The organism is Bacillus sp. PK6-16, from assembly GCF_056530295.1.
On record NZ_CP096511.1, the window covers coordinates 2,229,367 to 2,256,277 of the forward strand.

General features: G+C 35.1%; 24 protein-coding genes, 1 pseudogene and 1 riboswitch. Of the genes and pseudogenes, 16 read left to right on the plus strand and 9 right to left on the minus strand.

Annotated features, from left to right (window positions below; all coding sequences use genetic code 11):
• Positions 1-167 precede the first annotated feature (167 nt).
• Both M1D66_RS11480 and M1D66_RS11485 read right to left on the minus strand, forming a co-directional pair.
• A complete protein-coding gene (locus tag M1D66_RS11480) occupies positions 168-1,541 on the minus strand; it encodes a sensor histidine kinase (protein ID WP_041183991.1) in 1,374 nt (457 codons plus the stop codon).
• Positions 1,538-2,212 (minus strand): response regulator transcription factor, encoded by a 675-nt coding sequence (locus M1D66_RS11485; protein ID WP_001264525.1) that lies wholly within the window; start codon positions 2,210-2,212, stop codon positions 1,538-1,540. The genes M1D66_RS11480 and M1D66_RS11485 overlap by 4 nt, the downstream gene beginning before the upstream one ends.
• A 266-nt stretch (positions 2,213-2,478) precedes the next feature.
• Between M1D66_RS11485 and M1D66_RS11490 the strand changes: the two genes are divergently transcribed.
• The 7 genes from M1D66_RS11490 (at position 2,479) to M1D66_RS11520 (ending at position 6,602) form a co-directional block, all read left to right on the plus strand.
• The gene (locus M1D66_RS11490; RefSeq protein WP_153595421.1) at positions 2,479-2,949 is read left to right on the plus strand and encodes a hypothetical protein; all 471 of its coding nucleotides are present in this window, start codon (positions 2,479-2,481) and stop codon (positions 2,947-2,949) included.
• Positions 2,950-2,969: 20 nt separating this feature from the next.
• Positions 2,970-3,293, plus strand: a complete 324-nt coding sequence (locus M1D66_RS11495; protein ID WP_000912138.1) for a PepSY domain-containing protein — start codon at positions 2,970-2,972, stop codon at positions 3,291-3,293.
• 241 nt (positions 3,294-3,534) lie between these two features.
• Positions 3,535-3,696, plus strand: a complete 162-nt coding sequence (locus M1D66_RS11500) for a hypothetical protein (RefSeq protein WP_000441009.1) — start codon at positions 3,535-3,537, stop codon at positions 3,694-3,696.
• A gap of 417 nt (positions 3,697-4,113) precedes the next feature.
• Positions 4,114-4,500: a DUF1259 domain-containing protein gene (locus M1D66_RS11505; protein ID WP_002204749.1), complete on the plus strand. Its 387-nt coding sequence runs from the start codon at positions 4,114-4,116 to the stop codon at positions 4,498-4,500.
• 503 nt (positions 4,501-5,003) lie between these two features.
• Entirely contained in the window at positions 5,004-5,423 is a 420-nt protein-coding gene (locus M1D66_RS11510) for a MarR family winged helix-turn-helix transcriptional regulator (RefSeq protein WP_001048563.1), read from the plus strand.
• Between the two features lie 326 nt (positions 5,424-5,749).
• Complete coding sequence (locus M1D66_RS11515) at positions 5,750-6,100, plus strand: DoxX family protein (protein ID WP_049108525.1); 351 nt, start codon at positions 5,750-5,752, stop codon at positions 6,098-6,100.
• 196 nt (positions 6,101-6,296) lie between these two features.
• Positions 6,297-6,602, plus strand: a complete 306-nt coding sequence (locus M1D66_RS11520) for a monooxygenase (protein ID WP_000323767.1) — start codon at positions 6,297-6,299, stop codon at positions 6,600-6,602.
• A gap of 88 nt (positions 6,603-6,690) precedes the next feature.
• Here the strand turns inward: M1D66_RS11520 and M1D66_RS11525 are convergent.
• Together M1D66_RS11525 and M1D66_RS11530 are read right to left on the minus strand one after the other, a co-directional pair.
• A pseudogene (locus M1D66_RS11525) lies at positions 6,691-6,861 on the minus strand (MFS transporter); the annotation flags it as partial.
• Positions 6,843-7,712, minus strand: a complete 870-nt coding sequence (locus M1D66_RS11530) for a DMT family transporter (RefSeq protein ID WP_000802594.1) — start codon at positions 7,710-7,712, stop codon at positions 6,843-6,845. The pseudogene M1D66_RS11525 and the gene M1D66_RS11530, both read right to left, overlap by 19 nt.
• Positions 7,713-7,832: 120 nt before the next feature.
• Between M1D66_RS11530 and M1D66_RS11535 the strand changes: the two genes are divergently transcribed.
• Positions 7,833-8,705: a LysR family transcriptional regulator gene (locus M1D66_RS11535; protein ID WP_078993906.1), complete on the plus strand. Its 873-nt coding sequence runs from the start codon at positions 7,833-7,835 to the stop codon at positions 8,703-8,705.
• A 420-nt stretch (positions 8,706-9,125) separates the two neighbouring features.
• Here M1D66_RS11535 and M1D66_RS11540 read toward each other — a convergent pair whose 3' ends face one another.
• The gene (locus tag M1D66_RS11540) at positions 9,126-10,727 is read right to left on the minus strand and encodes an S-layer homology domain-containing protein (RefSeq protein WP_086385057.1); all 1,602 of its coding nucleotides are present in this window, start codon (positions 10,725-10,727) and stop codon (positions 9,126-9,128) included.
• A 465-nt stretch (positions 10,728-11,192) separates the two neighbouring features.
• Between M1D66_RS11540 and M1D66_RS11545 the strand changes: the two genes are divergently transcribed.
• Positions 11,193-11,654, plus strand: a complete 462-nt coding sequence (locus M1D66_RS11545; RefSeq protein WP_006925703.1) for a helix-turn-helix transcriptional regulator — start codon at positions 11,193-11,195, stop codon at positions 11,652-11,654.
• 50 nt (positions 11,655-11,704) lie between these two features.
• On the plus strand, positions 11,705-12,085 hold the full coding sequence (locus M1D66_RS11550; RefSeq protein ID WP_000584985.1) for a hypothetical protein: 381 nt from the start codon (positions 11,705-11,707) through the stop codon (positions 12,083-12,085).
• Positions 12,086-12,937: 852 nt separating this feature from the next.
• Here M1D66_RS11550 and M1D66_RS11555 read toward each other — a convergent pair.
• Positions 12,938-14,257: an aromatic amino acid transport family protein gene (locus tag M1D66_RS11555; protein WP_001014150.1), complete on the minus strand. Its 1,320-nt coding sequence runs from the start codon at positions 14,255-14,257 to the stop codon at positions 12,938-12,940.
• Positions 14,258-15,437: 1,180 nt separating this feature from the next.
• On the opposite strand from M1D66_RS11555, the gene M1D66_RS11560 reads away from it, so the two are divergent.
• From M1D66_RS11560 to M1D66_RS11575, 4 genes are all read left to right on the plus strand, one after another.
• Entirely contained in the window at positions 15,438-16,604 is a 1,167-nt protein-coding gene (locus tag M1D66_RS11560) for a serine hydrolase domain-containing protein (protein ID WP_086385021.1), read from the plus strand.
• 93 nt (positions 16,605-16,697) lie between these two features.
• Complete coding sequence (locus M1D66_RS11565) at positions 16,698-18,782, plus strand: serine hydrolase domain-containing protein (RefSeq protein ID WP_242555198.1); 2,085 nt, start codon at positions 16,698-16,700, stop codon at positions 18,780-18,782.
• Between the two features lie 509 nt (positions 18,783-19,291).
• Entirely contained in the window at positions 19,292-19,726 is a 435-nt protein-coding gene (locus M1D66_RS11570) for a hypothetical protein (RefSeq protein WP_041184036.1), read from the plus strand.
• A 237-nt stretch (positions 19,727-19,963) separates the two neighbouring features.
• Positions 19,964-20,704, plus strand: a complete 741-nt coding sequence (locus M1D66_RS11575) for a YrrS family protein (protein ID WP_086385019.1) — start codon at positions 19,964-19,966, stop codon at positions 20,702-20,704.
• Positions 20,705-21,494: 790 nt separating this feature from the next.
• Here M1D66_RS11575 and M1D66_RS11580 read toward each other — a convergent pair.
• The 3 genes from M1D66_RS11580 to M1D66_RS11590 form a co-directional block, all read right to left on the minus strand.
• A complete protein-coding gene (locus M1D66_RS11580; protein ID WP_242555144.1) occupies positions 21,495-21,827 on the minus strand; it encodes a hypothetical protein in 333 nt (110 codons plus the stop codon).
• Between the two features lie 423 nt (positions 21,828-22,250).
• Positions 22,251-22,487 carry a hypothetical protein gene (locus tag M1D66_RS11585; protein ID WP_001098753.1) on the minus strand — a complete coding sequence of 79 codons (237 nt, stop codon included), beginning with the start codon at positions 22,485-22,487 and terminating at the stop codon, positions 22,251-22,253.
• Between the two features lie 69 nt (positions 22,488-22,556).
• A complete protein-coding gene (locus M1D66_RS11590) occupies positions 22,557-22,949 on the minus strand; it encodes a VOC family protein (RefSeq protein ID WP_001145270.1) in 393 nt (130 codons plus the stop codon).
• Positions 22,950-23,060: 111 nt separating this feature from the next.
• On the opposite strand from M1D66_RS11590, the gene M1D66_RS11595 reads away from it, so the two are divergent.
• Together M1D66_RS11595 and M1D66_RS11600 are read left to right on the plus strand one after the other, a co-directional pair.
• Positions 23,061-25,370, plus strand: a complete 2,310-nt coding sequence (locus tag M1D66_RS11595; protein WP_242555145.1) for an AAA domain-containing protein — start codon at positions 23,061-23,063, stop codon at positions 25,368-25,370.
• A 76-nt stretch (positions 25,371-25,446) separates the two neighbouring features.
• A riboswitch (SAM riboswitch) is annotated at positions 25,447-25,548 on the plus strand.
• An 88-nt stretch (positions 25,549-25,636) separates the two neighbouring features.
• Complete coding sequence (locus M1D66_RS11600) at positions 25,637-26,842, plus strand: M20 family metallopeptidase (RefSeq protein ID WP_000501358.1); 1,206 nt, start codon at positions 25,637-25,639, stop codon at positions 26,840-26,842.
• The last annotated feature ends 69 nt before the right edge of the window (positions 26,843-26,911 follow it).

Consider the following 26,911-nt stretch of genomic DNA (forward strand, 5'->3'; position numbering starts at 1 on the left):
CTGGGGTTTTATTTCGATCGTTTTTTCCACATGTACATCAACTTAACGGAACAGATTGTCCAAAACGATAAAATCGATGATGTTTAAAATGCGTCAATTACTTTTATATAAGGGTTGAAGAGAGCTTTTGAATCAATCTTTATTCTGAAGCGACAGACGTGCATAAATTATGCTTGTTTTTCAATTGGTAGTTTAAATGTAAAAGTACTGCCTTCTCCTAATTTACTTTCAACCGTAATTTCTCCTCCATGTAGTTCGACAATCCATTTTACCATCGACAATCCTAAACCTGTGTTTCCGATGTTTGAAGATGTTCGTGCTGCGTCAACTCGATAGAAGCGGTCCCATATTTTAGTAATATGTTGCTCGCTGATGCCGATGCCATTATCGGAGACTTTACCTATTATGTTGGTTTCATCACGGAATAGTTGCATATGCACAGTTCCGCTCGCTTTACTATAAGCAATCGCATTCGTTAGTAAATTCATTAATAAACGCATCATCAATGTTTGATCTGCTTTAATAAATAGGTCTTCCTCTATATTAGTTGTTATTTCAACCGAAGCTTCTTGAACCATTAATGAAAGTTCTTCTACAACGATTTCCGTTAATTCACTCATATTGATACATTCAAATTGGAAAGTATTATGGTTTCCTTGGTCAGCTCTTGCTAATAATAAAAGTTGTGAGATTAGAGCTGACATTTTACGTGATTGCTTTAAAATTACTTCTAACGATTCTTCCATTTCTTTCGGGTTATTTCTCTGCGATAAAGCGTATTCGCATTGTGAAATAATAACAGATGTTGGTGTTCTTAATTCATGAGATGCGTCAGATGTAAATTGTTTTTCACTTTCGAATGATGTCTCCAATCGCTCAAACATTTTGTCAAAGGTTTGTGCTAAATGATACATTTCGTCTTTCGGTGAACCTTGTAAATGAATTCTCTTCGAAAGGTCTTTACCATCACCAATTTTACTGGCTGAATCACTCATTTGTTGCACAGGTCGAAACGCCCTTTGCGTAATAAAATATCCTCCGAATGCCGCAATAAGAATAAGTAATGGGAATGAGATGATTGTTACCACGATAAGCGTATTCATCGTTGAGGATAATTGGTTCATAGTCATTATTCCACGAACCCAGACTTGCTCATCGCCGCCTGCATTATGGAGAAAATCATATACTATCCATTCTTTATTGCCGTCTTTAATGGTTTGTATTTCATCGGATTTAAGGGATATCTTTTTATTAAAGCTTGTTGGACTATGTCCTACCAACAGCTCACCTTGTTTACTATAAATGCTTATATTTACTCCATCTTCTAAGGTTTCAAAATCATCGTCAATCTTTAACTGCCCATGCTTATATTCGATATCTTCCATGCTTTCTTTTACTGTGCTCTTCAATTGATCTTTCATATTAAAAAGTAAAACTTTATCTGAAGAAGTTAAAATAAAAGCTAACACGAGTGCCATAATAATTACAATTAGCCCCGTATACCACAGGGTCACTCTCATTTTTATTGATAGTCTTTTCATGGTTCTACTCGCAATACGTAACCAGTTCCGCGCACTGTATGAATTAACTTCGTTTCAAACTGGCTATCAATTTTTTTACGAAGATAGCGGACGTAAACATCAATAATATTCGAGCCGCCTTCATAGTCGTAATTCCACACATGTTGCTCAATTTTATCTCGTGTCAGCACAACTTCTTTATTACGAATCATATATTCTAAAATAGCAAATTCTTTACTGGAAAGAGTGATAACTTGGTCTCCTCGTGTTACTTTATGCATATTGCAATCTACCACTAGGTCAGCGATTTCAAACACATTAGATGTATTTCCTGTTTTTCTTCGCATTAACACTCGAATTCTTGCTAACAGTTCGTCAAAAGCAAACGGCTTTACTAAATAATCATCCGCACCTAAGTCGAGTCCTGTTACACGATCATCAATTGTATCTTTAGCTGTAAGAAGCAAGACCGGAGTTGTATTATTGTCCGCGCGTAATCTTTGTAATACTTGTAAACCATCTATTCCTGGAATCATAATGTCAAGTACAATCAAATCGTAGGTAGCCATGTTTATATAATCCAGGGCATCTTCTCCATTCCCACATGCATCGACACTATAATGCTCTGCATTTAATCGTTTTACCAATATATTTTGTAAGTCTTGTTCATCTTCGACAATAAGAACTCGCATTAACATTCTCCTTTTCTTCTTATTAATATGTATCACTATAATTCCAAAACATTAAAGAAAGATTAGAAACTAGTTAATTATATCATTTTATCCAGCATTAACGGGCAGTAAGACTCCTCCCTCAAAATTCGGCGAATGCGAGGGGGGGGAGTCGGGCTACTTGTAAAAGCCTTCACTTTATTTTTTTGTACATTAATCTTCCTTTAATGTTTGTTGAGTAATATAAAGGCAAGGATAAGGTGCACATGTAAAGGGAGGAAAACAGAATGGGAAAATGGATGCTGATTGGAGCAATGTCTTGTGTATTGTTAACAGCTTGTTCTACTCAAGCTGATAACAATACACAAGTACAACAATTGAAAGTGGAAAATGATAAATTACAAAAAGAAGTTGCTCAACTACAACAAGAACCAAGCAAAATAGGGCCTGCTACGAATGATACGAAGCAAACACAAGATTTCAAAAACGAAGTCACATCTATTGTAGAAAAGGCAAATAACACGAAACCAGTTGGAGCAAAAGAAGAAAACCTAAATACGTACTTAGCAGTAAAAAAAGAAATTGACCAACTGGATGACAGGATAGATCTATCTGATAATCAGCTAGAAGCAGATTATCACGCTGGAACGATAACTGTTGAACAATATCAAACGCAAGAAAGAGAACACGATATACTGGAAGATCAATTAGAACAAGCAGAAAATGCACTTGAAGCAAGATTTGGAATAGAGGATTAATCATTAAGGAGTGGATGGAAATGTTAAAACATAAAAAGAAAATAATGATAAGTGTAATTGCTATTTTAGTAAGTGGTATTGCTATTATTAGTGGATATTATGGCATGGGTTACAATTATGCAAAAAAGAATGAAAACTACACAGAGAAACAAGTTCGTGAAATTTCTTTAGCTCATACAAATGGAGAAATTATTAATGTGAAAAAAGAATTCGAATTAGAAGATGACAACTTAGCACAATCAAAATTTGAATATGAAGTGGAAATCAAGACACCTGATAATCTGTTAAATATTTTAAAAGTTAGTGCTAGGACAGGTACAATAGAAATCGATAATGAAGATTAAATAAATATCGCGTATTTGAAAAAACTCCGAACAAAATTTGTTAGGAGTTTTTTCATGTTTATACGTTACTATTTTGAAATGTGGAAAATCTTCATACTTCTACAATCTATATAAATGGCTCAAGCTTCACATCTTATGAATTCCTTGAAGCGCTAAACCTAAGCAAAATAATGAACTATCCTATAGAAGAAAGTTGAGGGAGCTAATCGCATATGTTTTATTGAAAGGATGTGATTGAATTATGGAACGGCCGAATTGGGGAATTGGAGGATTAGTATTCGTTGGCTGTATGTTTCTTGGTGGAGGAGTGGGATCTATGTTAGGTAATGCCCAAACTGGATGGCTAATAGGAATGGGCATTGGATTTCTTGGGATGGCTTTAACGAGACTGTTCAGAAAATAATGTAACTGAGATTCTTCTTCTGGTAAATAAGGAAATATGTAAGTAATTCATGGCATAAGAGTTCTATAAATTATAGTTAGAATCTTCTCTTTTGTATTTGTCTTTTCTAAATTTCTCCATACATAGATACGATTCTCAAGTCGGAGGATAGCACCTTAGGGTGTCTTTTTTATGCTTTTTAAAAATGTCTTACCATATAATAGCTGAGTTTTGCTTTCAGTCTCCGATGCCCATTAAACATAAAATGAAAATTCCGCACCATTTAAACTCTGATAACAATTCATACGATCAAGAATAATTGAGTTAATAGCTTTCGGTAGATTGTCATCATTTTTTTATAATACATTAGATTCATTACCGTTTCAGACCTATGTATTCATTCATAACCTAACAGTAAAAGGGGGGATGATTAAAGGTATGGCAGTTAATGAGGAATCAATTTGTCAACAGTTTGCAAGAATTATCGGTGGACAAGAAGGATTCGCCGGTGGGAAATGCGTGGCAACAATAAACAGGGATGAAATACGAGCAACAATCTTGGGAAAACGTTTTAGAGTAACAACTTCCTTTTCATTCGAATCACGAGACAATAAAACTGGACGGGCATTATGCCTAGGCCGAGTAGCACTCTTACAAAAAGAAGTCACTGAATTTGTGGCGACAATTATTAAACAAGGAATAATTGTTTCGTCTATACACAATGAGTGGTTATGTGATGATCCAAATTTGATTTACGTTAATATCGAAGACGTTGATGATCCACTAAATTTTGCAAGAAAAGTGAGAAGAGCATTGTGCAATTAACAAATTTTTTTAGTTAATGGATTGATTACGTTAAATAGAAGATTTCAGCGTGTTGAATGTTATAGTTGTAAAATAGATTTAAGTGGATGGGTTTATAAAATGAAAGAAGGCATTCCGTATTTGGAATGTCTTTTTTATGTTTTTGTTGCTCATGAGGGTGGTTAACTGATTATATGCTGTTTATCTTGCAATAGCAAGAACTGGACGAGGTATCTTTAAAGGTATTTGACTATTTGTAGATACCATATTTTATCAAATGTTATTAGCATATCATAAAACGACAGGGGAGAAATCGCCAGAGAAATACGTCAAATTAGTCATTCCTTCTATAATCTAAGGGGGCGATTTTGTTTTCGAAAAATAATAGGTAAATCATTTGACAATTAAAATAATCTACTTTATTATATGTGCTATAGCATATATATGATGAAACAAATACATTCATTGTGAATGATTGACTGGTATGCTATATCCTTTCATATCTTAATTTATAGAGGTGGTATATGAACTTACATGATTTAATAGGCTATCTTGTTCATCGTACTGATGTGAAAATGACCAATTATTTTACGAAGAAATTAAAGCCGTATGGAGTTACGCCAGAGCAGTGGGGGATTATTAGTGTTCTTTGTAGCCAAAGGAGCACTACTCAAAAAGAGTTGGCGGAAGCTATTGATAAAGATCAAACTACTGTTGTTAGAATGATACAGTCAATGGAGAGAAAAGGGATTGTAAAGAAGGCTTTGAATGACCAAGATAGGCGTTCACATAACCTTTTTTTAACTGAAAAAGGTGACGAGTTAAAGAAAACAATCTTGCCTGTAGTGAAAGACGCTCACCATTTCGTTACGAGTAATTTGAGCGAGGAAGAAATTAAAGTATTACAATCGTTATTAAACAAATTGTATGATACACACTATTAATATTTGTTCCTTATTGATGCTATGCTATTCATAAGGAACAAACTTTGTTTTAGGTATTATATATGCTACAGCATATAATTTCGTTTGGACGAATGGGAAGATAACTTTATTTTGTATCATATCTGATTCAGGTTCACTTTTTTGCCTAGTACCGGTCAAATTTCCGCATTATATATGCTATAGCATGTAATTTTCGGCCCTTTAATATGGAAAAGGGTAATGTAAATTGAAGTGACTTCCATACGGGTAATCTCAGGAAATAGGGTAAAGGTAGTGACTACTACCTGAATAATACTGAGTTTTTATCAAATAATAAGAAAGGTGTGATTACTATTTTAATTTTCATCAATATTGTAAAAGTAGTGTTGTTTCTGTTCTTTTTAATGACAGGAACGAAAATTATATCCGGGAAAATGGCAGATGAATTCAAACGATTTGGTTTACCTTCGTTTTTTAATTTCTTAACTGGAGCTTTTGAGATTGTAGGAGCGATTGGAATGTTGATAGGAATCTGGATTCCAGTAATAGCTTTATGGGCAGGATTGTTATTAGGCGGTACGATGCTTGCAGCTGCATTAACGCTAATTGTATTAGCGAGAGATCCCTTTAAGAAAGCGATACCTGCACTTGTTTTGTTTGTCCTTAGTTTAGGGATAAGTTTGTATCACATTTTTTAAAAATAACCGAAAACTATTAAACTTTCACTTTATGCGTTCAAGTTACTATCATTATGTGATTATTTTACAAATAGGGGGATTCTCAAATTAGTGCTTGAATAATAATAGCAATACGAATTTAGACATTACGATCATTCGGATCATAATCAGTAAAAGAATGGCAAGAATTTTATATTAAAAATAGGAGTGAGTGAAAATGGCATATTTATTACAAGTTGATTTTCCGTTTGAGGGTCCTTTTGGTGAAGAAATGGAAAAAGGATTTTGGGATTTAGCAAATAGTATTAACGAAGAAGAAGGATTCCACTGGAAAATATGGACTGAGAATGAAGAAACAAAAGAAGCTGGAGGCATTTATGTATTTGAAGAAAAACAAGATGCTGAAAAATACGCGGAAATGCACAAGAGTAGACTTGAAGCAGCTGGTGTAAAAGATATTAGAGTGAAAATTTTTAACATCAATGAAAAGTTAACGGAACTGAATCGTGGGTATATTAAATAATTTCGAAAGTCGGAGCAAGCGTAAAAGGAGGGGGATAATCCCCTTCTTTTTTTAATTCTTAAATTGATGGTGAGGGGGCTCGCATAAAAAATAAACCTAGTACTATCATGAGATATTTTTTATTTGAACGATCTACAAGACTTCCTGACCAAATATTAGTAAACAATGTTGATAAAGCCCTAATAATATATAAAACAGAGACAGCAATTGCCGATTCTGTTATGTTAAGAACGATTAGGTTTAGAGCAATAATGTAGATTTTCGTTTTACTTTTATCTCAGCAAGTATAACACCGCTTAGAATAAGTAATGCTCCGATATACCCTTTGAGTGACAATACTTCGTTCATGAACAGGTATGCAAATAGTGCAGAAAATACAGGTTCTAATGAAAAAATGAGTCCTGTATGTGTCGGTGTTGTGTATTTCTGTGCCATCGCCTGAATGATGTAGGCAAAAGCACTGCAGAATATACTTAATACCAGTACAGCGATCCAACTTTCTTTAGTGGATGGAAGTTGCGGTTCTTCGAAAATCAGGGCAGAGAGTACGCCAAACCCTCCTGCAAATCCTAACTGAAGAATTCCAAGCTGCAATGTATTGGCAACTTTAGCCGCCCTTCCGGTGACAATAATATGAAAAGCATAAAAGAGAGCAGCGAGTATACAGAGTAAATCTCCAGAATTAAGTGTTAATTGATTATTCAAAGTCAGTAAACCAATTCCAGTCATTGCAACAAGGGAACTAATGATTAGTCTGTAGCTCAGTCGATCCTTAAACAGAACGATAGATAATAAAGGGATAAAGATTACGGTCAAACTGGCTAGAAAACCAGCATTTGAAGCTGATGTCGTTTTTAAACCTAAGATGACTGAAGCAGATACAACGAAAAGTAAAAATCCTAGAATAAAGCCGTATTTTAAGGTGACAAAATGAATTGAACGAAATTGTTTAAAAAAAACAGCAGCACAAACCAAAAAAGCAATACCAAAGCGTAATGCAACAAGAGAAAATGAAGGGACAGTTTCCAATCCGATTTTCATAAAAAGGTAGGAAGTACCCCAGGTCATTGTAACAAGTAAGATCATAAGATTAGCCTTTATTGGTTTCATTTTTAGTTCTCCTTTAAAATTTTTATGTACTTAGTTTAAGTGTGATTCAAGTATTAGTAAAACGAATATATGTAATGTTATACTTGAACAAAATTCATACATGAGAAAGTAGGAGAATCGATGAGTCTGACTAAGTTAGAAATCTTTCTGAAGACGGTTGAAATGGGGAACTTATCAAGAGCGGCCGAAGCACTGAATGTGACTCAGTCAGGTGTCAGCCATGCGATTAGAAGTCTTGAATTGGAGTATGGATTTCAACTGTTATCCCGGAATAAAACAGGTGTTCGATTAACAGAAAATGGTGAGCGTGTTTTAACGCATGTTCGTGAAGTAGTAAATCATAATGAGCGATTGAAGCAAACTGTTGCAGAGATTAATGGGATAGTGGCAGGAACCTTGCGCATCGGAACCTTTACAAGCGTTTCTATTCACTGGTTGCCTGCAATCATTCATCGATTTCACTTGGAATATCCTCGAATTGAAATCAAATTAATGGAAGGTGATTATGGAATGATTGAAACGTGGATTCAACAAGGGGTGATTGACTTAGGTTTTATGTCACTACCGTCGTCTGGCCATCTAGAATCTATTCCACTAAGAAAAGATCGAATGCTATGTGTCCTTCCTAAAAATCACTCATTAAGTAAACAATCTATAATTCAGTACGATCAGCTCAAGAAAGAGCCTTTTATTATGCCTGCTTCTTCATGTGGTTACGATGTTAGGAAAGTATTACAAGCTGCTAGGGTTCATCTCGATATCCAATTTGAAACCGGTGATGATCATGCGATTGTCGCGATGGTGGAGAACGGGCTTGGAATCAGTGTCATGTCTGAACTTGCATTACAAGGACAATGCGAAAATGTTACGGTTGTGGAATTGGAAGACAAACCTAAACGATCGCTTGGGTTGTCACTTACTTCAATTAAACACGCATTACCAGCGACAAAACGTTTTATCGAACATACCCAAAAATGGCTGGATGGCGATTGAATATAGAGGCAAGCAAAAGAAAATTAACATTTTATGATATTTAGTCCATATAGGGGTAGCACCACATCACTATCAAGCTAAGAAAATACAACTACCCCCAGAACGAAATTTTGTGCTAACTTGTAACAAAAAAGCCCATTTTTTCGTTTTGAGGTATTTCAAAATATGAGTTGGATAGGCATGTACGGTGATCCCTACTTAATTATTAGAAAAATATTAGTTTTTAAATTGTATACATGCTGATCACGGTGATTTTTCGATGCACCCATCATAATGAATCTCTCCTTTTCTTCTTTTTATCGGTATTGGTAGGTAAAGAGGGGGCCAGGCACAAAAACAGGTTGTGGAGAAATTCTTCTTCACAACCTGAGATTAGGTTATATATCCAAATATGACCTGTTCTTTTAACTATTTAGTCTTTTATAATCTGTTATAGTCGATATAACTAGAGTCATAATAAATCCACTGACCTGTTCCAATTCTTAGCCAACCATTCTTTTCTTCATATACTGTAACTTTTTCGCCTTTACTTGTCTTTCTAACAATAGAATAGTTTGTACCTGATCCGCTTCGAACATTTACCCCAATACCATTAATTTGAGCCGTTCCAATTACCTTTTCAACACTACCATTTTCAATTACTTGTAGCATATTTAGAATGAATGTTGCTGTTTCACCACGAGTTGTTGTTCCTTTAGGGTCGTATTGATTGTCACCCTTACCTTTTACAATACCTAGACCATACAATCTTTGTACGTCTTCTTTATAGCTAATTTGGTCTTTGTCTGAGAATGGTAGGTTTACAACTGGTCCCCATATACCTTTATACTGTAAAGCCTTATTTACAATAATTGCTGATTCTTCTCTTGTAATAGGTGTGTTTGGGTCAAAATAACCATCACCTCTACCTAGAATAATACCTGCACTTGCAGCACGTTTAATACCATCTCGTAAAGTTGAGTTTGCATCGTTTAGGTCTTTAAATGAAGCATCTCCAGCTGGCAGGTTTAGAGATTTAGAGATTAATTGAGCAAATTCGGCTCTTGTTATCGCTCTATTAGGTGCGAAAACTCCGTTTCCTTCGCCTATCATAATACCCCTTCTATTTAACTCTCGTATAGCTTCTTCATACCAACCTCCAGTAATGTCATCTTTTGGTTGATAAAGATTATTATAATACCCACCAACACCATTTACGAATGCATCCCATTGTCCATTATTAATCATATTAGCAGGACAGATTTTACCACTCCATTTTTGGTGTTTTACAATGTTATTTAACGGTACACCAGTTTCTTTCATTAAATAAGCTACAAGTTTCTTAGCATTATCTACCGCTTTACTATAGTTACCGTCACTGTTAACTGCGATTTCAATTGCAATAGATTCTCTATTACCTGGACCATCACCGTCTCCTGCGTGCCATCCGTTCTCGTTTAATGGTAGGTGTTGATAAATCTCTTTATCGTCTACTGTAAAATGCCACGATGCAGCTCGGTCTGTGTTGCCTACTGCTTGGTTATATAGGTATTGGGCGTGGTTTCTAGCACCTGCTCCTACACTTGTATTATCAGTCTCATGAATTGTAATGTATTTTGGACTCATATAGTTTTGAGGACGAATATTATCGTTACCTGCTGGAACAATCCATTCAGTGAATGGAACACCATTTATTGTACTAGAGGTGCTAGGTGATATGGGAGACAGACTACGTTTTGTTCTGTTTGAATTGTTAGGAACAGTTAGTGTACCTGTTTCTTCATGAATACCTTCTGAACGTTGAAGACTATCTACTTTCTTATTGTCGACAGTACCTCCACCACGTCCGTCTACCTCTTCAAAACTAGCTTCAATACTTTTTAAAGCCTGTTCATCTGATGTTGTTTTACTTTGTTCCTGAACGTTTGTAGGTTGCTTATTGTTTACTAATTGTTGTTCCTCTGCAAACGATACTAATGGTGAAGATAATACCGTTAATCCTGCCGTGAATGCTACTACTTTTTTATTAAATTTAATGTTCATTTCTAATTTGGTATACCTCACTATTTTAATAGATATACCTTCCTCCTTGTACTTCTTTTAGTGTGAATGTTAGTTTAAATACTGGTAGTCTGAACCCTCAAAATAACAGATTGGTTTTACATTTCATATGTCAAACTGACATCTATAAGTCCTACTTGAAATGTTAGTACTTTAGAATTATAACACAGCACGGTTGCGATACTTCCAAGACTCTTGCAAGTGATCTCCTAATCTTAGATATACTGATAGTATGAATCTAAAAAAGGGCATGATTACATCGCTATCCAGCTAAGAATTTTCTAACACTCCAAACCGAGCTAACTTCTCATGGATAACTGTAGAATGAGCATTTTTATAGCTTTTTCGATTATTTTTTAGAAGATTTAGAGGTGGGAGTTGAAAATGGGTTTTATTTTAGTGTAAAATTACACTAAAATAAACATTTGTTACCTCGGAGGGAAGAAAGTGAATAAGGAGCTTATAATTGAACTCATTTCAACGAAAGCAAAGTTAATACGTACTGAAAAAGGGTATACACAAGATAAAATGGCTGAAGCTCTCGGCATTTCAAAAAAAACGCTTGTTCAAATTGAGAAAGGGAGAACAAATGCAGGTTGGACCAACACCGTTGCTATTTGTGCATTGTTTAGGGATAGTGAGGTTTTACAGTCTTCTCTTGGAGATGATCCATTAGTAGTAATCGAGACAATGGCCCACAATAGCACTAGCAAATTCAAAGAAAAAACATTGGGAGGAAAAGTGTGGTGGAAACAGATTCAAGAAAAAGGGAACTTTCGTTTACAACAAAATCTAATAAGTCAGCACTATCGTATTTTAGACAAATATGATTACCGTTGGTTTAATTCGTTCGATCTTGAAGAAGCTTTAGAACAACTTGATACACTAGCAACCGATTCAGACAATTAAATAACCCCTTAAAACTATAATGAGCGAAAATAAGTAGGAGGAAATTATATATGATCATCTTAAGTCTTCTTTGGATTCTCTATGTACCTTATCTTGTATTATGCGGTCTTGTCGGTGGGATCTATCTAATTATTACTGGTGTTAAATATCGCAAATTACTAGCCAGTGTAATGGGATTACTCAGCGTTTCTTTTGTCGTACTGCCTTATGTTTTTTGGGGTATGGGGGTTGATGGAGATAAATATCTTCCCATTCCAACCGAACTATATTGGATTCTATTTTCTTTAACTGGGCTAATAGCAGCATTCATTGGATTACGGTCAAAAATTAAAGGTATACGCTATATGGGATTTATTATTTTTACTAGTGGAATAGTAGGCGACCTTTTCTATTATTTAATGTCTGTACCTGATTCAATGTATATTAGATAGTTTTTTTCAAACTCAACGCATCTAATACTATATGGTGACTGAATCCAATTGGATAATACAACAAAGGTAGTGGATAAATCACTGTCTTTTTTACATAAACCATTTACCTATCAGATGGGTTGCACATAACCGTTGTATTTCATTAAGTACATAAAAGGTAGCATATAGATAGCTATCTGTAATTTCTACATTCTTCGACCAGTTTCCATCACGATACGTATTCTATTCTTTGTACAAACAATAGGTAGACTTTGCATTCTTGGATATGATTTGATCCATGGGGGTGAAAATATGCGAGAGAATCCGCTATGGATGCTATTTATTATCACTTCGGTCATGTAAGGGTATCTATCCATGAGCAGTAATGTGCAACATGAATATATGAAAAAGAATTCAAAAAAATCACTCTTTACAAGTTTTCTTATATTATTAGTGATTGTACTTGGTTTATCTTAACTTACATCGATTAGTCCAGAATCTAGTACAAGAGATGGGATATTACTAGGTATTATCGTGTTCATTTACGACTCATTCCTATTATATATGTCTATCAATTATGAATGAAACAATTTGCTGTTTTAGAAGAGGAATATTTCATAAGCATAATCTATACAAAGTAGGAACACCCCACTTGGACACTTAACTAAGTGGGGTGTTTTTTTTATGATTTTAACCAAGAAGATTCCTTCCTCAAGGAGCGTGAAGGGTCACAGCTCAGTGAGTAGGTGGGAGATGAGTTTCAGAAAATTCATTAAAGTATATATTCAGATAGAGAAAATAGTTGCACCTACTGTAGAACCAGGCTAGTCTCCGTTTTTAATTATATTTTGCAAAAGAACAAAAAATAGTAAATTAGAAAAATGACTTAATACTTGCTAAGATTGTAAGTACTCCTACAATAATAACAAATACATTGCTCATTTTACCTCTATATTTAGCTAATACCGGTACTTTACGGATCGCATACATTGGTAATAGACATAAGATAGCAGCAACTAATGGACCGCTTAGAGCGTCAATGAGCCCAAGAATACTTGGATTTGCATAAGCAACATACCAGCATGTTAATACGACAAAAGTAAGAATTACTGTCTTAACTGTTTTTTCTTCTATATCTTTTCCACGTGTTTTACCAAATTTGATAATCATATCACGCATTACTTCATATGATCCTATATAATGACCAAGGAAAGACTTTGTTATAGCCATAAAAGCAATAATAGGAGCTGCAATCGTAATTACTGGCGAATTAAGTTCATTAGCGAGATAGGATAGGATTGATAAGTTCTGCTCTTTTGCCACTTTTAAATCATCTGGAGTCAAACTCAGTGCGCTGCTCCAAACAAAGAACATAACAACAACGAACGTCATGATATAACAAACTTTTTGTATTTGAGCACATTTAGCATCAGTTGCTTCTATCCCATACGTAGATCTTTGTTTTATCACAAAAGACGAAATCATTGGAGAATGGTTAAATGAAAACACTATGATAGGTAGTATCATCCATATCGTTCCCAAATATCCTGTTCCGGTTGAAGCAGTAGAGACATCTGAAAAACTAAGCATTGATGTGTTCCACTGAGGAATTAGGGATATTGCGATAAATAGTAGAGAAGCTATGAAAGGGTATACTAGCAAGCTCATAATTTTTACAGTGATATCTTGACCAAAATTTAGTATAGCGATAAGACCCAGTACTAAGACAAGCGATAAAATGGCTCTTGAGGGCTCTTTCATATGTAATTGATGCACAATAAAACTACTTGCAGTATTTGTAAGTGCAACTGAATACATCAAGACAATTGTATAAATTGAGACGAAGTATACGATGTTAAAAATAATACTCGCCTTATTTCCGAAATACTCTCTTATTGTACCCGTAATTCCCTCATGGGCAGAATTGGAAGCATATATCATTTTAGCAAGCGCTCTATGTGAGTAATACATAACTGGATAGGCAAGTAATGTAATGAGTAATAATGATAATAAACCACCTGAACCTGCATTAATTGGTAAAAAGAGTACTCCTGCTCCAATTGCTGTCCCAAAAAGGCTCAATGCCCACGTAGTATCTTGCTTATGCCACTTTTTAGGATCCAAATATTTCTCGTTTGTAATCACAGTATTTTCAGATTGCAATTCTATTTTTTTAGCAGTATTCCCATTCATATAATAAATCCTCCTTGTATCCTATTCTTAAGTCTTAGGAATATAAGTCGTTCTGGAAAATGAATCTCCTACAAGTTCCTCAAATCGTGTATTCTTCTCTAATTGAATCTAAAATCCAATGTTTGTTAACGCTTTCAAAATCTGTTGATTGTAGATGGGTGTATTTAAGTGAATAAGGATTAAAAAATTGTAAGTATGTCCAGAATTCCTCTAAAACTATTGCTTTTAATTCGTAAGACATCTGTCTTCCATCCCTTTACATCGCTTCAATAACCTCGTCAACATTGTAGACATTGCTAAGGCATAGCTAATGCGATGTCTTTTGCTACTAAAGAATTTTTAATGAATTTTCTTTTTGATTACACACCTTTCTTTGAGTGATTTTTTCATCTTGTCCAATTTTAGAAAGTTGATATTTTCTAAGGTGCTAATAGGTTATCCCTAGACGTCCCTATTATAGCTTGTATATTTATAAGTTAAATATTTTTGTATTTTAAGAAAAAATGAACAAACAGAATTTTGAATAGGTAATAAATTCAACATTACATGTAGTATTTGTGTCTAATGTTTGAAACTGTATTAGTTAGAGGGAAATCAGCAGTAATACAGGGGTTCTTACATTTTCACATTGTTTATATTGGTAATCTCTTGTTGAGATACCTATATTTCTCTTTTTTGAAATATCTTATTTTTAGCGTGAAAGCTGTTGTAATAAATAATACATATAGATGATAGGAACTTATGTTAGGACATGTATAGGTGAGGTGTTGAATATTAAATAGTTAATTTGTATTTAAATTCATTTTTCGAAATAAATAAACTTTTATGTGAAGTCAAATTCCTATCAAATTAATACAACTAAATGTTATTAAAATAAAAAATAATCAATTATAAAAGTGATTTTGAACGTAAGGAATTTGTAAGGAAGAGGTAAGAAAAAAGAGATTTTCATTGTGTAAGATGAAAATGTAAAGAAGAGTGAGAGGAGAAAAAATACTATATATTTCTATAAAAAAACAAATCAATTAATAAGACTTGTTTGGAGGAAAAGAGACATTACAAAAGTTAACATACACCTCAAACAAAGGATAGACTATTTTTTAGGTCAGAAAGCCATGTGATTAGTTCCAAACAGCAAATAACCATTTATACAATATGAATAGGGGAGAGGAATATTTTGATGAAAAAGCATCGCCAAATTACATGTACAGGTTTAGCCCTTTTAATAACTGGAGGTTCCCTGTTTTATACAACTCCAACCTCAAGTGTAAAAGCGGAGTCCATTCAAAATGTATCTAGTTCGTTACAAACAAGCAACCAAAGAGATCGAAATTCCGTCAAAGAGGCCATGCAGGATACCTTGAAACTTGGATATCCAGGGATACTCGCTAAAACTTCCAAGGGTGGAAAAACATGGAGTTATGCGGCTGGTGTAGCGGATCTAAGTACCAAGAAACCAATGAAAACAGATTTTCGATTTCGAATTGGCAGCGTGACAAAGACGTTCACTGCAATAGTTGTACTTCAATTAGCAGGAGAAAACCGCTTGAATTTAGACGATTCTATTGAAAAATGGTTGCCTGGTGTCATTCAAGGAAATGGATATGATGATAAACAGATTACTATCCGCCAATTATTGAATCACACAAGTGGTATCGCTAATTACACAAGGTCAAAGGATTTTAATATGATGGATACAAAAAAATCTTATACTGCTGAAGGATTAGTAAAGATGGGAATATCCATGCCTCCAGATTTTGCCCCAGGAAAGAGCTGGTCGTATTCAAATACAGGATATGTATTACTAGGAATTCTTATTGAAAAAGTAACTGGGAACAGCTATGCGGAAGAGATTGAAAATCGAATTATTGAACCACTTGAATTAGCGAATACATTCTTACCTGGAAATTCAAGCGTCATTCCAGGAACCAAGCATGCCCGTGGATATATCCAATTAGACGGAGCAAGTGAGCCAAAAGATGTTACTTATTATAACCCAAGTATGGGGAGCTCGGCCGGAGATATGATTTCTACAGCTGATGATTTAAACAAATTCTTTTCTTATTTACTTGGGGGCAAGTTATTGAAAGAACAGCAACTAAAGCAAATGCTTACAACAGTACCTACAGGAGTAGATGAGCTTGGTGATTCCGGGCTTGGAATTTTCAAAATGAAGCTTTCAAACGGTGAATCGATATGGGGGCATGGAGGAACCATTCCTGGCTTTTTAACTTTTGCTGGAGGCACACTTGGAGGCAAGCATACATTGGCAGTCAATTTGAACAGCCTTAAAGCTGATACTCCTGATCCTTTTAAAAATATTTTACTTGCTGAATTTAGCAAGTAGTCTAAAAGTAAAAACGGGTAAAATTTATCATAGTTTCATAGTTACACAAATGAATGATGAAAACGATCAATTATTTAAGGAGGTAATTTCGTGATGAAAAATAAGCTAACTGGTGTGTTAGCCACTGCATTAGCGGTAACTATGATTCTACCAACAGGAGCGAAAGCACTTTCTGAAAGTAAGACTACTGTTGTGACTGGTGAAGAAGTAGTTAGTCAGGAACTGAAGAAGATTGCAGCAGAGAAGGCGGAGCTACTTACGAAGTCCCATGGGGCAGCTAGCGTGCAGTATGCACTAATTGATAATGGAAAACTTATTTTGTCGGGTCAGGCTGGCAAGAACGATATGGAAGGGGAAAAGCCGCTAACCAAAGATACTTTATACGGGATTGGTTCAGTTAGTAAAATGTATGCAACAGCGGCTGTAATGAAATTGGTCGATGAAGGAAAAGTCGATTTGGATGCTCCTGTTGTCCGCTATGTTCCTGATTTTAAGATGAAGGACGGTCGATACAAACGTATTACACCGCGTATGTTATTGAATCACTCCTCTGGATTGCAAGGTTCTACGTTAGGTAATGCATTTTTATTTAACGATAATGATACCTATGCCCATGATACCTTGTTACAGCAATTGTCAAATCAAAACTTGAAGGCGGACCCTGGTGCTTTCTCGGTATATTGTAACGATGGTTTTACGCTGGCCGAAATTTTGGTGGAAAGAGTTAGTAGTATGAGCTTTACTGAATTTCTACATCAAAACTTTACAGGGCCTTTAAAAATGAATCATACGAAAACGCCGCAGGACAAATGGAGGGATGAAAATCGGGCTGGACTATATTACCCGGCGTACCAAGGGCAACTTCCAATTGAATCGGTGAATGTTATTGGTACGGGAGGTATATCTTCCACGGCAGAAGATATGGTGCGATTCTCACAACTATTTATGGGACAGGGAAAAGGAATCCTCTCTGATAAGGTAGTTAAGGCAATGGAGCAAGAGGAATATAAAAAAGGAATGTGGCCGGGGGCTGGCGAGAATATTTTTAACTATGGTCTTGGCTGGGATAGTGTGAAACTATACCCATTCAGTGAATATGGGATCAAAGCTTTGGCTAAGGGCGGCGATACGGCATTGCAACATGCTATATTAGTCGTGCTTCCGGAACAGAAAATAGCAGCGGCTGTATTGACATCTGGTGGACGGAGCTCTACAAATCAGCTAATGGCAACTGAATTGCTGCTCGCTACGCTTAAAGAAAAAGGTACGATTAAGGAAATCAAGCCGAACAAATCCTTTGGTAAGCCGGTCAAAGTCAAAATGCCTCAAGGCGTAGCAAAGAAAGCTGGATTTTATGGTAATAGCGAAACTCATTTCAAGATTGAAATTACGAAGAACGGTGAGCTATTCTTACCATCTAATTCAGAAGAAAAATATGTATATACTGCTGATGGAAGCTTTATTAATGAGGGGGGTACTTCCAAGTTCAACTTCGTAACCGAGAAGAATGGAAGAACTTATTTGAAGGAGGGCGCATATAAATCTCATCCAGGTTTAGGGCAAAGTGTGATGACCCACTATTTAGCTGAGAAACTAGAAGATAACGTGCTTTCGAAGAAAACCGCTGCTGCATGGGCAAAGAGGGAAGGTGTCAAGTTTTATCGTGTAAACGAGAAATTTAGTTCTATTCAATATCTTGTTCAGTCGAAACATCTTAGTACTCAAATTACTCGCAAGGAAGGCCCAGCAGGCTATTGGGATGGCAGAAAAATTACAGGTCCGAACACCGCGGTGCATCAAATCCAAGTACCCGTGATGAATGGTCGTGATACGACGGAAACGCATTTCTATACAGAAGGCGGCAATGAATATATGGAGATGGCTGGATTGTTATACGTAAGTGAATCTAATGTAAAACCAATTGATGTAGACCGATCATCTAAAGTTACGTTGGATGCAAATGGGTATGCGAAATGGTTTACAATTCCACAAGCGGCAACAGACAAAAGGATGACCGTGACGCTGCCATCAAATGGTTCATTTGCGGTGTATGATGAGAAGGGAGTTTGCGTCAACTTCACCATTGTGAGTGGCAATAACAATGTGGAACTTCCCAAGAACGGAACAATCGTATTCGCTGGGGCACCGAAATCGGAATTTGCAATCTCGGTGAACTAGCTATAATTTAAGATGATCTTAAACAAAACCAGTACGGTACAGAAAAGATGTATTACTGGTTTTGTTTGTATTTATGCATTCTCAATGAAAAAACTTGAATAATATCACGCTCAAGCACTATAAAAACATCAAAACTAGAAAATTAGTATCTCTAGAAGATGTACAGTTTTTTGGGAGGTGAATAATTTTAACAGCGTAGAGAGATTAAATTTCTACTCTTTTTCTTCAATTAATAGAAATGTACATACACATTGTATTTTTATTCCATAACTTTTAAAATTTTGTTCACGATAGTTTGATATTGTAAAAAAAGAAAATATGTGGAATGACATCACTTTGTTTTTATACAGCTTTGTAATTAAACTATAGTATTGTATTTTTTCTTCAATATTGAAATTAGTAATAATAAAATGTATTATTGAAAAGCACAATTTATAATTCAAGTAATCAAGACTATACGCTCATAATAATTTGAACATTCAGAAATTATGATGTTGTCTAAAAACGAGGTGAGATTCATAGAAACAGTACATATTAAGTGGTATGGCATGTATAGTATAAATGACTTTTATAATAGGGAAGAAGCTTCTAAGAAGGGGATATTTGCAATCTCTAGAGTATATGCTAAGAATGTAACATTGCTCTATATAGGACAAACCAAAAGAAGCTTTATACAAAAGATAAGAGAACTTAATAAAGAGTGGACTTTTGATGAGAGCGAATTAAAGATTACATTAGGAATAATAGAATTTCCTAGTGGTGAAATTTACTCTGAAAAGAAGGTAAAAGAGATAAAATCTCTTTTGATTTTACGACATACCCCATTAGAAAACGAAACATCTTTATTATACTATAGAGGGAAATTTAACTTGAAAATTATAAATAAGGGAAGAAGAGGCTTAATTGTTAAAAAGCTTTCTACAGGAAATCTAATGTGGACGTAATTGGAATCACCTTTGAATAAAATTGAAGGTTTCTTAAGTGCAGAAGCTTATCAATTTTTAATGTATTAAACTATTTTGAATAACATATGTCAGATACTTGAAAAAACACAAATTATATTATGATATGAAATCCTGTATGGAAAGTGTAGTTTATTTCTATTGTTTAATAAAAATATTAAGAATTTTAGGGATAATACATAAAGAGTAGAGGAGAAAGTAAACACGGAGGTTTGAAGAATGGGACAAGTAAGCAGATTTCAAGAAAAACAACAGAATCGTCGTCAAAAGGCAATTTTTAATATTGCATTTACTTTGGTATTAGTGACAGTTGGTATAGTGACATACCAATTGTTTACCCCTTCTAATACATCAACGAAAGCAATTGCTCAAGAAAAGAAAGTAACAAAGATAGAAGAGAAGAAAACTGAAGATAAAGAAACAGCAAAGATAGAAGAAAAGAAAACTGAAGATAAAGAAACAGCAAAGATAGAAGAGAAGAAAACTGAAGATAAAGAAACAGCAAAGATAGAAGAGAAGAAAACCGAAGATAAAGAAACAGCAAAGATAGAAGAAAAGAAAACTGAAGATAAAGAAGCAGCACAGTTAGAAGGGAAACAAAAAGTAGAAAAATCGGTAAAAACGAACGGAAATGAAAATAAAGAGGAAGAAAAAACGGTATCTCAAGAAAAGGATCCTCAAACTAATCCTTCATGGAAGCCAATTGGTACAGAGCAAGGAGCGAAACCTGATATGAAATTTAAAGAAGGAACAGTAGATTGGAGTGAGATGAAAAAAGCAATCTCTTATGCTGTTGATGTTCCAGAGAGCCAATTGATTTTCGATTTTATTGGAAATAATGGTAATAATAAAGCCTACGGTAATGTACGAGATAAACAAAGTAATAAAAAATATAAGGTTAATATTGATTGGGTAGAGAATCAGGGGTGGAAACCAGCATCTGTACAAGTGATAAAATAAATAATAGAAATGTAATTATGTGCTTAAAAGTTTACTCTTGTAAAAACTCATAAAAGAGTTTGTTTCAATCAGGACTCTTTTGTTATGTTGACAGCATTAATTACTCAGACTCAATTGTGAGATCCTGATGCAGACAAAGTTTGAAGTTTATTAAAATCTACCTAATTTAGTGCTTCGAAAGGTTCAAAATTGCATTTTTAACGCACTAAATAATTAATGCTACCTTTTGAAATATGTTTGGTCTCATTTCATTAGAAACAATTCCGTCTATATAACTAAAAAATGTATTATAATATCTATTGAACATATGAATAGGATAACAATTATCTGCTGTTAGCAAGTTGCAGTATATCTAATGAAAAGATCACTTGTTTCTAAGACAAGTGATCTTTTTATATACATTTCCTTTGCTATTTTTGAAATTGAATAGATATTTCAATCTGTGTAATTACAATGGACTTGAATAAAATTAAAACTGCAACAAGGATAATACCGTCCATATTTGTAGTAAGAAATATATATAATATCTTAATGCAAGGTTGGCCTATACTCTATGAAGATATAAAAAGATTATAGGAAACATTGAGAAACGGGAATTATTTTTATTACAATATTTATGCATATTTAGGTCTAAATAGCTGGGTATTAGCTAAGAAACTTGAGATATTAGACTCCTATTAAGTTAAAAATGGCCTTAAGTGTACTTCCCATAAAGAAAATTATATAAATAAGCTGTCCATATGGGCAGCTTATTTACATAATTCTTGTTATTGGAAGTCGTTTTGAAATTCTATATGTTTACTTTTTTCTTGTTCTTACGAATAAACCACAACACCACAGTTAAAAATAATAAAAAGTTCAGTAAAAAGAGCGGTATTTTTTGAATAAAGAAAAATCCTTTCCAAAAATCTAACCTAGTACTATCAGGAGAATCTGTTGCCATCCCACCTATAAAAAAAGACAACGGAATAGTAAGTATATTGATCCCTAAACCGATCATTACGAATGATAGATTTTTACTCCAGATTTTTGGTAATACAGCCATAATAAATAAAACTAATGCAGTACCAATTATAAGAAACAGTACTCCAAAATAAAATGCAAAATATAAAATAATTCCCATAATCCCCCTCCAAGACTTTAATTGTACCATCAATAAGGGCAATTTTGGATGAATATGATATTCGTATATAGTTAACACAACGCCCCATTATCGGTAGCAAATAATTTCATAGAATCCTTGTATGTACAGGGGTTCTTGTTTTTTTTGTCTATGTATCTCTTATATAGGATTTTATAAATCATTGATGTAGCGGGGATATGAGGAATCCTCGCCTTTCTGTTTTTACATAAAATTTTGTATGAAAACAGTTGAGTTATAATGCTTTATGCTGAAAAATAAAAACTTTTCTTTGAATTTGAAAAAGAAGGTGTTACCTTGTCAAGTGTTGAAGAAAATTGAGATAGCAACTGTTGCTACAGCTAGTGTAGCGGATACAGAACACGAACTTCATCATATGAGAGTCATCCGAGATCGGTACTTGAGTTAATCGTCAGCTGAGGTCTTTGGAATTGAACTGACAGGTAACTTTAACAAAATAAGGAGTACAATTAAACAGCCTAAAATATGCAAGTTTTTATGCGAAACTGCTTGCGTATTTTGGCTATTTTTGCATTCGTAAAAGATACTGCTATAAGTAAACAGCATTTTTAAATTGCCAAATACCCCCATGAGATCAATGGTATAAGTACCCAAAAAAACGATAATAAAAACTGTATTCATCAGTTTCTACTCCTTATGTGGATCATAGAGTTATTATCCCGTTTATTGTGGGCTGACTAAAGTTTCACTTTATCTCTCCGTCTCAAAAAACTCAATCCACTCTCCATCAGGGCCAGCGAAGAATATGTAACGTGTTCCATCTGGTAATGTTTCGATTTCTTCTCCTAGTAAGAAGGTTACTGCGTGTTTCTTTAGTCTTTCGATTTCATCCTCTAATGAATTCACTTTAAAGCAAATGTGATGTACTTTTCCTTCTGCCGGAAGGGAAGAGTTGTAGCCTTCAATTAATTCGAGTATCGTTTCTTTCGATTCTTCCACACCTAAAAAAGCGAGTTTTAAGTCTGGGTTTGGGTGCCCCATGCGTTTAAGGAGCTGTAAGCCGACTACTTCTTCATAAAATGAGATAGATGCTTCTAAGTTTGCAACCATAAGTCCAACGTGTTCTATTCTTCTGACTGGCATGTAGATTCCTTCTTTCTGAAAATTATATACAATATATTATTGAAAATTAAGAAAATAAGCAAGATAAAAACCTTACAAATTTTAGCGTGTTATATGGTATAGTGAGAAAGTATGTTTGGGGAGAAGGAAGGAGATTATACGATGAATACACCTACTCAAACTCCTTCATTATCGGAAACGATGAAAGAGTGGCATTATGCATTAGCGTATGAAATTAAACATTGGAAAACGATAGGTGGTAGTAAAATTTCTATCATGAACAGTCGTTTTTTATATACAGATTATGAAAGTACAGTATACGTATTTCAGCTTATTTCGGAAGTAAGCTTACCTGAAGGTTCACCGATTCGAATTGAGTTCGATGGTGAGGAAGCGACAGGGGAAGTGTTATCTGTACATGGATTAGAAATAGAGCTGAAATTAAATGATTATATACAAGGTGAAATAAGAGAAGCGGTTTTATACAGTGAACCGTGGCAATTGTTAGAGCAACTGCAAGAGCGATTGAAAGAAGCACGTAAAGATAAGCTAAAACGTAATCGTATAAAGCGTCTTGTTGATGGGACGAGCAGTCCGAAACATATTGAGAAGATGAAAAATCCGAAAAATGAACTGGCATATCGCGCGTTTTACAATCCGACAACGTACGTATGGGGACCACCTGGAACAGGGAAGTCTTACAATTTATCACGTATTATTTCGGCTCATTATCAAAAAGAAAAATCGGTACTTGTGTTAGCTCATAGTAATGCGGCAGTAGACGTATTAATGAGTGAAGTAACGAAGCAAATTGAGAAGAAAAAGAAATGGACGCCTGGTGAAATTGTTCGTTACGGTTATAGTCAACATGAACATATACGAAATCATGAAACGTTACTTGCGTCGAAGTTAGTTGAAACGACGAACGGATCTTGGGGTGAGGAAAGACTCTATTTAGAAGAGACACGCCAAGAGCTTCGTGAAAAAATCTTATCGTATAAAGCAACATCTGCTGATAAGAAGCGTATGCAGGAGATTGAAAGTGATCTTCGAAAGCAAAAGGCTAAAATTAAAGAAGTAGAAAAAGAATATATTGAAAATGCGAAAGTAATCGGCGCAACTTTATCGAAATGTGCCATTGATTCACTTATTTATGAGCGTACATTTGATTTAGTTGTTGTAGATGAAGTAAGTATGGCATATGTTCCGCAAATTGCATTAGCTGCTTCACTTGGAAAACGTATCGTCGTTTGCGGTGACTTTTTACAGTTACCTCCAATTGCGATGGCAAATCATGAACTCGTTCGCAAATGGCTTGGGGAAGATATGTTTTACCATGCTGGGATTGTTGAGTCTGTTAATAAATCAGAAGCACATCCGAACCTATTTATGTTGCAGGAACAAAGACGTATGCATGCAGATATATCGAAGTTTACGAATTCGTTTATTTATAAAAATAGAGTATACGATCATCCGTCTGTTTCAGAGCGTAAAGAACTTGCGCAATTGCAGCCGTTCGCAAATGAAGCGAGTGTTTTATTTGATACGAGCCAAATGGGAGCTTTTTCGTTAAAAGATGCTGCTTCTGGTTCACGTTTTAACATTATGTCTGGTTTAGTAGCAATGCAAATTATGTTAATCGGATTGTTAGACGGTGTGCAATCCATTGGTGTTGTGACGCCTTACAGAGCGCAGTCACGCTTTTTATCGACGTGTATGAGAGAAATGTTGCAGAGAACGAAATATCAAAACATACCAGTTTTAGCGGCGACAGTTCATAAGTTCCAAGGTTCTGAAAGAGATATGATGATTTTTGATACGGTTGACAGTTATCCGCAAGAACGACCTGGCGTATTATTCTTTGATCACAAAAACCATCGCCTCGTCAATGTAGCAGTGACAAGGGCGAGAGGGAAGTTCATTCAATTATCAGATTGCCATTATATGCGTAAAAACCTTTCGAGAAAACAAGCGTTATCACAATTAACAGCTCATATAGAACGTCACGGAAATGTGTATGATCGCACGACATCAAGACAATTGTGGGAACGAAAAATATCGAAACGTTTACGCTGGTTTATGGAAATGAATCTTGAGGAAACGAAAGGGCTATTAAAAGATATTTTAGCAGCAAAACGAAAAATTATTATTTCACTTCCAAGTACAAAACAAGTGGATAAGCGAGTATGGCAAGCGTTAATGCGTACAAATGCGCAAATAACAGTGTATAGTGACGGACCAGTTCCACTGAAAAATGTAAAGTTACAAAGACAAAATAAAGCATTCCCGTTCCTAGTAATCGATGATGAAATCTTCTGGGCAGGCGCACCGCTTACATCTCAAATGATGTTTGAAGGTAGTACGGAATTTCCGTACGTATGTGCAAGACTGCAAGCACCTGAGACAATTGGTGTATTAAAAGGATTTTTAGATATTCGGTAAATTCGGATAGGAATTCCTTGACTTTTACTTGGAATGAACTTAGAATAAAAAATAATTTAATATAATTTTATGAAAATTCTTATCACGAGAGGTGGAGGGACTGGCCCTATGATACCTCGGCAGCGGATTCGTTATGAATACTGTGCCAATTCCAGCAAGGTAACTTGAAAGATAAGAAAGAAGCTCATTTTGACTGTATATACAGAAGCCTCTTTCTATCTTTTAGAAAGAGGCTTTTTTACGTGAAAATAAAAGGAGGAAGAAAAATGGGAGCGACAGGAGTAGCGTCACAAAGAAAAACAATTGAAGAGAGTATCGAAAGAAATAAGGAAAAGTACATAGAAACAAGTCATGATATTCATGCGAATCCGGAGATTGGAAACCAAGAGTTTTACGCATCAAGAACGTTAAGTTTATTACTAGGTAGTGCAGGGTTTCAGTTGCAGCACAATATAGCTGGACATAAAACGGGATTTATCGCGCGAAAAAGCTCTGGAAAACAAGGACCGGCAATTGCATTTTTAGCGGAGTACGACGCTTTACCAGGACTCGGTCATGCGTGTGGTCACAATTTAATCGGCACAATTAGTGTTGCAGCAGCAATCGCATTATCAGAAACACTTGAAGAAATTGGCGGAGAAGTTGTCGTGTTTGGTACGCCAGCAGAAGAAGGAGGGCCAAATGGTAGCGCGAAATCAAGTTATGTAAAGGCAGGTTTATTTAAAGACATTGATGCGGCGCTTATGATTCATCCGAGCGGAAAAACAGCGACAACGAGTCCTTCACTAGCAGTCGATCCACTTGATTTTCATTTTTACGGAAAAACAGCTCACGCTGCAGCTTCGCCAGAAGAAGGGATTAACGCATTAGATGCGATTATTCAGCTCTATAACGGTATTAATGCACTTCGCCAACAACTTCCGTCAGACGTGAGAATTCATGGCGTCATTACAGAAGGAGGAAAAGCACCTAACATTATTCCTGACTACGCTGCAGCAAGATTCTTCATCCGTGCAGCAACGCGAAAAAGATGTGCAGAAGTAACAGAAAAAGTAAAAAATATTGCTGAGGGAGCAGCGTTAGCAACAGGTGCAAAAGTAAAAATCCATCAATTCCAAAATGAAATCGATGAATTACTCGTAACAAAAACATATAACGATATTGTAGCGGAAGAACTAGAACTATTAGGTGAAGATGTAAATCGTAAAGAAAGAGTAGGAATCGGTTCAACCGACGCAGGAAACGTAAGTCAAGTCGTACCGACAATTCATCCGTACATTAAAATCGGACCAGATGATTTAATTGCACATACAAATGAATTTAGAGAAGCAGCACGTTCAGAACTTGGAGATAAAGCATTAATTACATCGGCAAAAGCATTAGCAAATACGGCGTATCGATTAATTACGGAAGAAGGGTTGTTAGAGAAGGTGAAGGAGGAGTTTAGAGAGGCGCAGAGGAATCAAGGGTAAGGGGATTAAGGTACTTTTTTCGAATAGCAATCTAAATAATAAGTAGAGATATAAAAAAGAACATTGAAA

What these genes read in the sequence shown, in the direction of transcription:
- M1D66_RS11480 (WP_041183991.1), bottom strand. Translation starts at nt 1,541, where the DNA reads ATGAAAAGACTATCAATAAAAATGAGAGTGACCCTGTGGTATACGGGG.
- M1D66_RS11485 (WP_001264525.1), bottom strand. Translation starts at nt 2,212, where the DNA reads ATGCGAGTTCTTATTGTCGAAGATGAACAAGACTTACAAAATATATTG.
- M1D66_RS11490 (WP_153595421.1), top strand. Translation starts at nt 2,479, where the DNA reads ATGGGAAAATGGATGCTGATTGGAGCAATGTCTTGTGTATTGTTAACA.
- M1D66_RS11495 (WP_000912138.1), top strand. Translation starts at nt 2,970, where the DNA reads ATGTTAAAACATAAAAAGAAAATAATGATAAGTGTAATTGCTATTTTA.
- M1D66_RS11500 (WP_000441009.1), top strand. Translation starts at nt 3,535, where the DNA reads ATGGAACGGCCGAATTGGGGAATTGGAGGATTAGTATTCGTTGGCTGT.
- M1D66_RS11505 (WP_002204749.1), top strand. Translation starts at nt 4,114, where the DNA reads ATGGCAGTTAATGAGGAATCAATTTGTCAACAGTTTGCAAGAATTATC.
- M1D66_RS11510 (WP_001048563.1), top strand. Translation starts at nt 5,004, where the DNA reads ATGAACTTACATGATTTAATAGGCTATCTTGTTCATCGTACTGATGTG.
- M1D66_RS11520 (WP_000323767.1), top strand. Translation starts at nt 6,297, where the DNA reads ATGGCATATTTATTACAAGTTGATTTTCCGTTTGAGGGTCCTTTTGGT.
- M1D66_RS11530 (WP_000802594.1), bottom strand. Translation starts at nt 7,712, where the DNA reads ATGAAACCAATAAAGGCTAATCTTATGATCTTACTTGTTACAATGACC.
- M1D66_RS11535 (WP_078993906.1), top strand. Translation starts at nt 7,833, where the DNA reads ATGAGTCTGACTAAGTTAGAAATCTTTCTGAAGACGGTTGAAATGGGG.
- M1D66_RS11540 (WP_086385057.1), bottom strand. Translation starts at nt 10,727, where the DNA reads ATGAACATTAAATTTAATAAAAAAGTAGTAGCATTCACGGCAGGATTA.
- M1D66_RS11550 (WP_000584985.1), top strand. Translation starts at nt 11,705, where the DNA reads ATGATCATCTTAAGTCTTCTTTGGATTCTCTATGTACCTTATCTTGTA.
- M1D66_RS11555 (WP_001014150.1), bottom strand. Translation starts at nt 14,257, where the DNA reads ATGAATGGGAATACTGCTAAAAAAATAGAATTGCAATCTGAAAATACT.
- M1D66_RS11560 (WP_086385021.1), top strand. Translation starts at nt 15,438, where the DNA reads ATGAAAAAGCATCGCCAAATTACATGTACAGGTTTAGCCCTTTTAATA.
- M1D66_RS11565 (WP_242555198.1), top strand. Translation starts at nt 16,698, where the DNA reads ATGAAAAATAAGCTAACTGGTGTGTTAGCCACTGCATTAGCGGTAACT.
- M1D66_RS11575 (WP_086385019.1), top strand. Translation starts at nt 19,964, where the DNA reads ATGGGACAAGTAAGCAGATTTCAAGAAAAACAACAGAATCGTCGTCAA.
- M1D66_RS11580 (WP_242555144.1), bottom strand. Translation starts at nt 21,827, where the DNA reads ATGGGAATTATTTTATATTTTGCATTTTATTTTGGAGTACTGTTTCTT.
- M1D66_RS11585 (WP_001098753.1), bottom strand. Translation starts at nt 22,487, where the DNA reads ATGAATACAGTTTTTATTATCGTTTTTTTGGGTACTTATACCATTGAT.
- M1D66_RS11590 (WP_001145270.1), bottom strand. Translation starts at nt 22,949, where the DNA reads ATGCCAGTCAGAAGAATAGAACACGTTGGACTTATGGTTGCAAACTTA.
- M1D66_RS11595 (WP_242555145.1), top strand. Translation starts at nt 23,061, where the DNA reads ATGTTTGGGGAGAAGGAAGGAGATTATACGATGAATACACCTACTCAA.
- M1D66_RS11600 (WP_000501358.1), top strand. Translation starts at nt 25,637, where the DNA reads ATGGGAGCGACAGGAGTAGCGTCACAAAGAAAAACAATTGAAGAGAGT.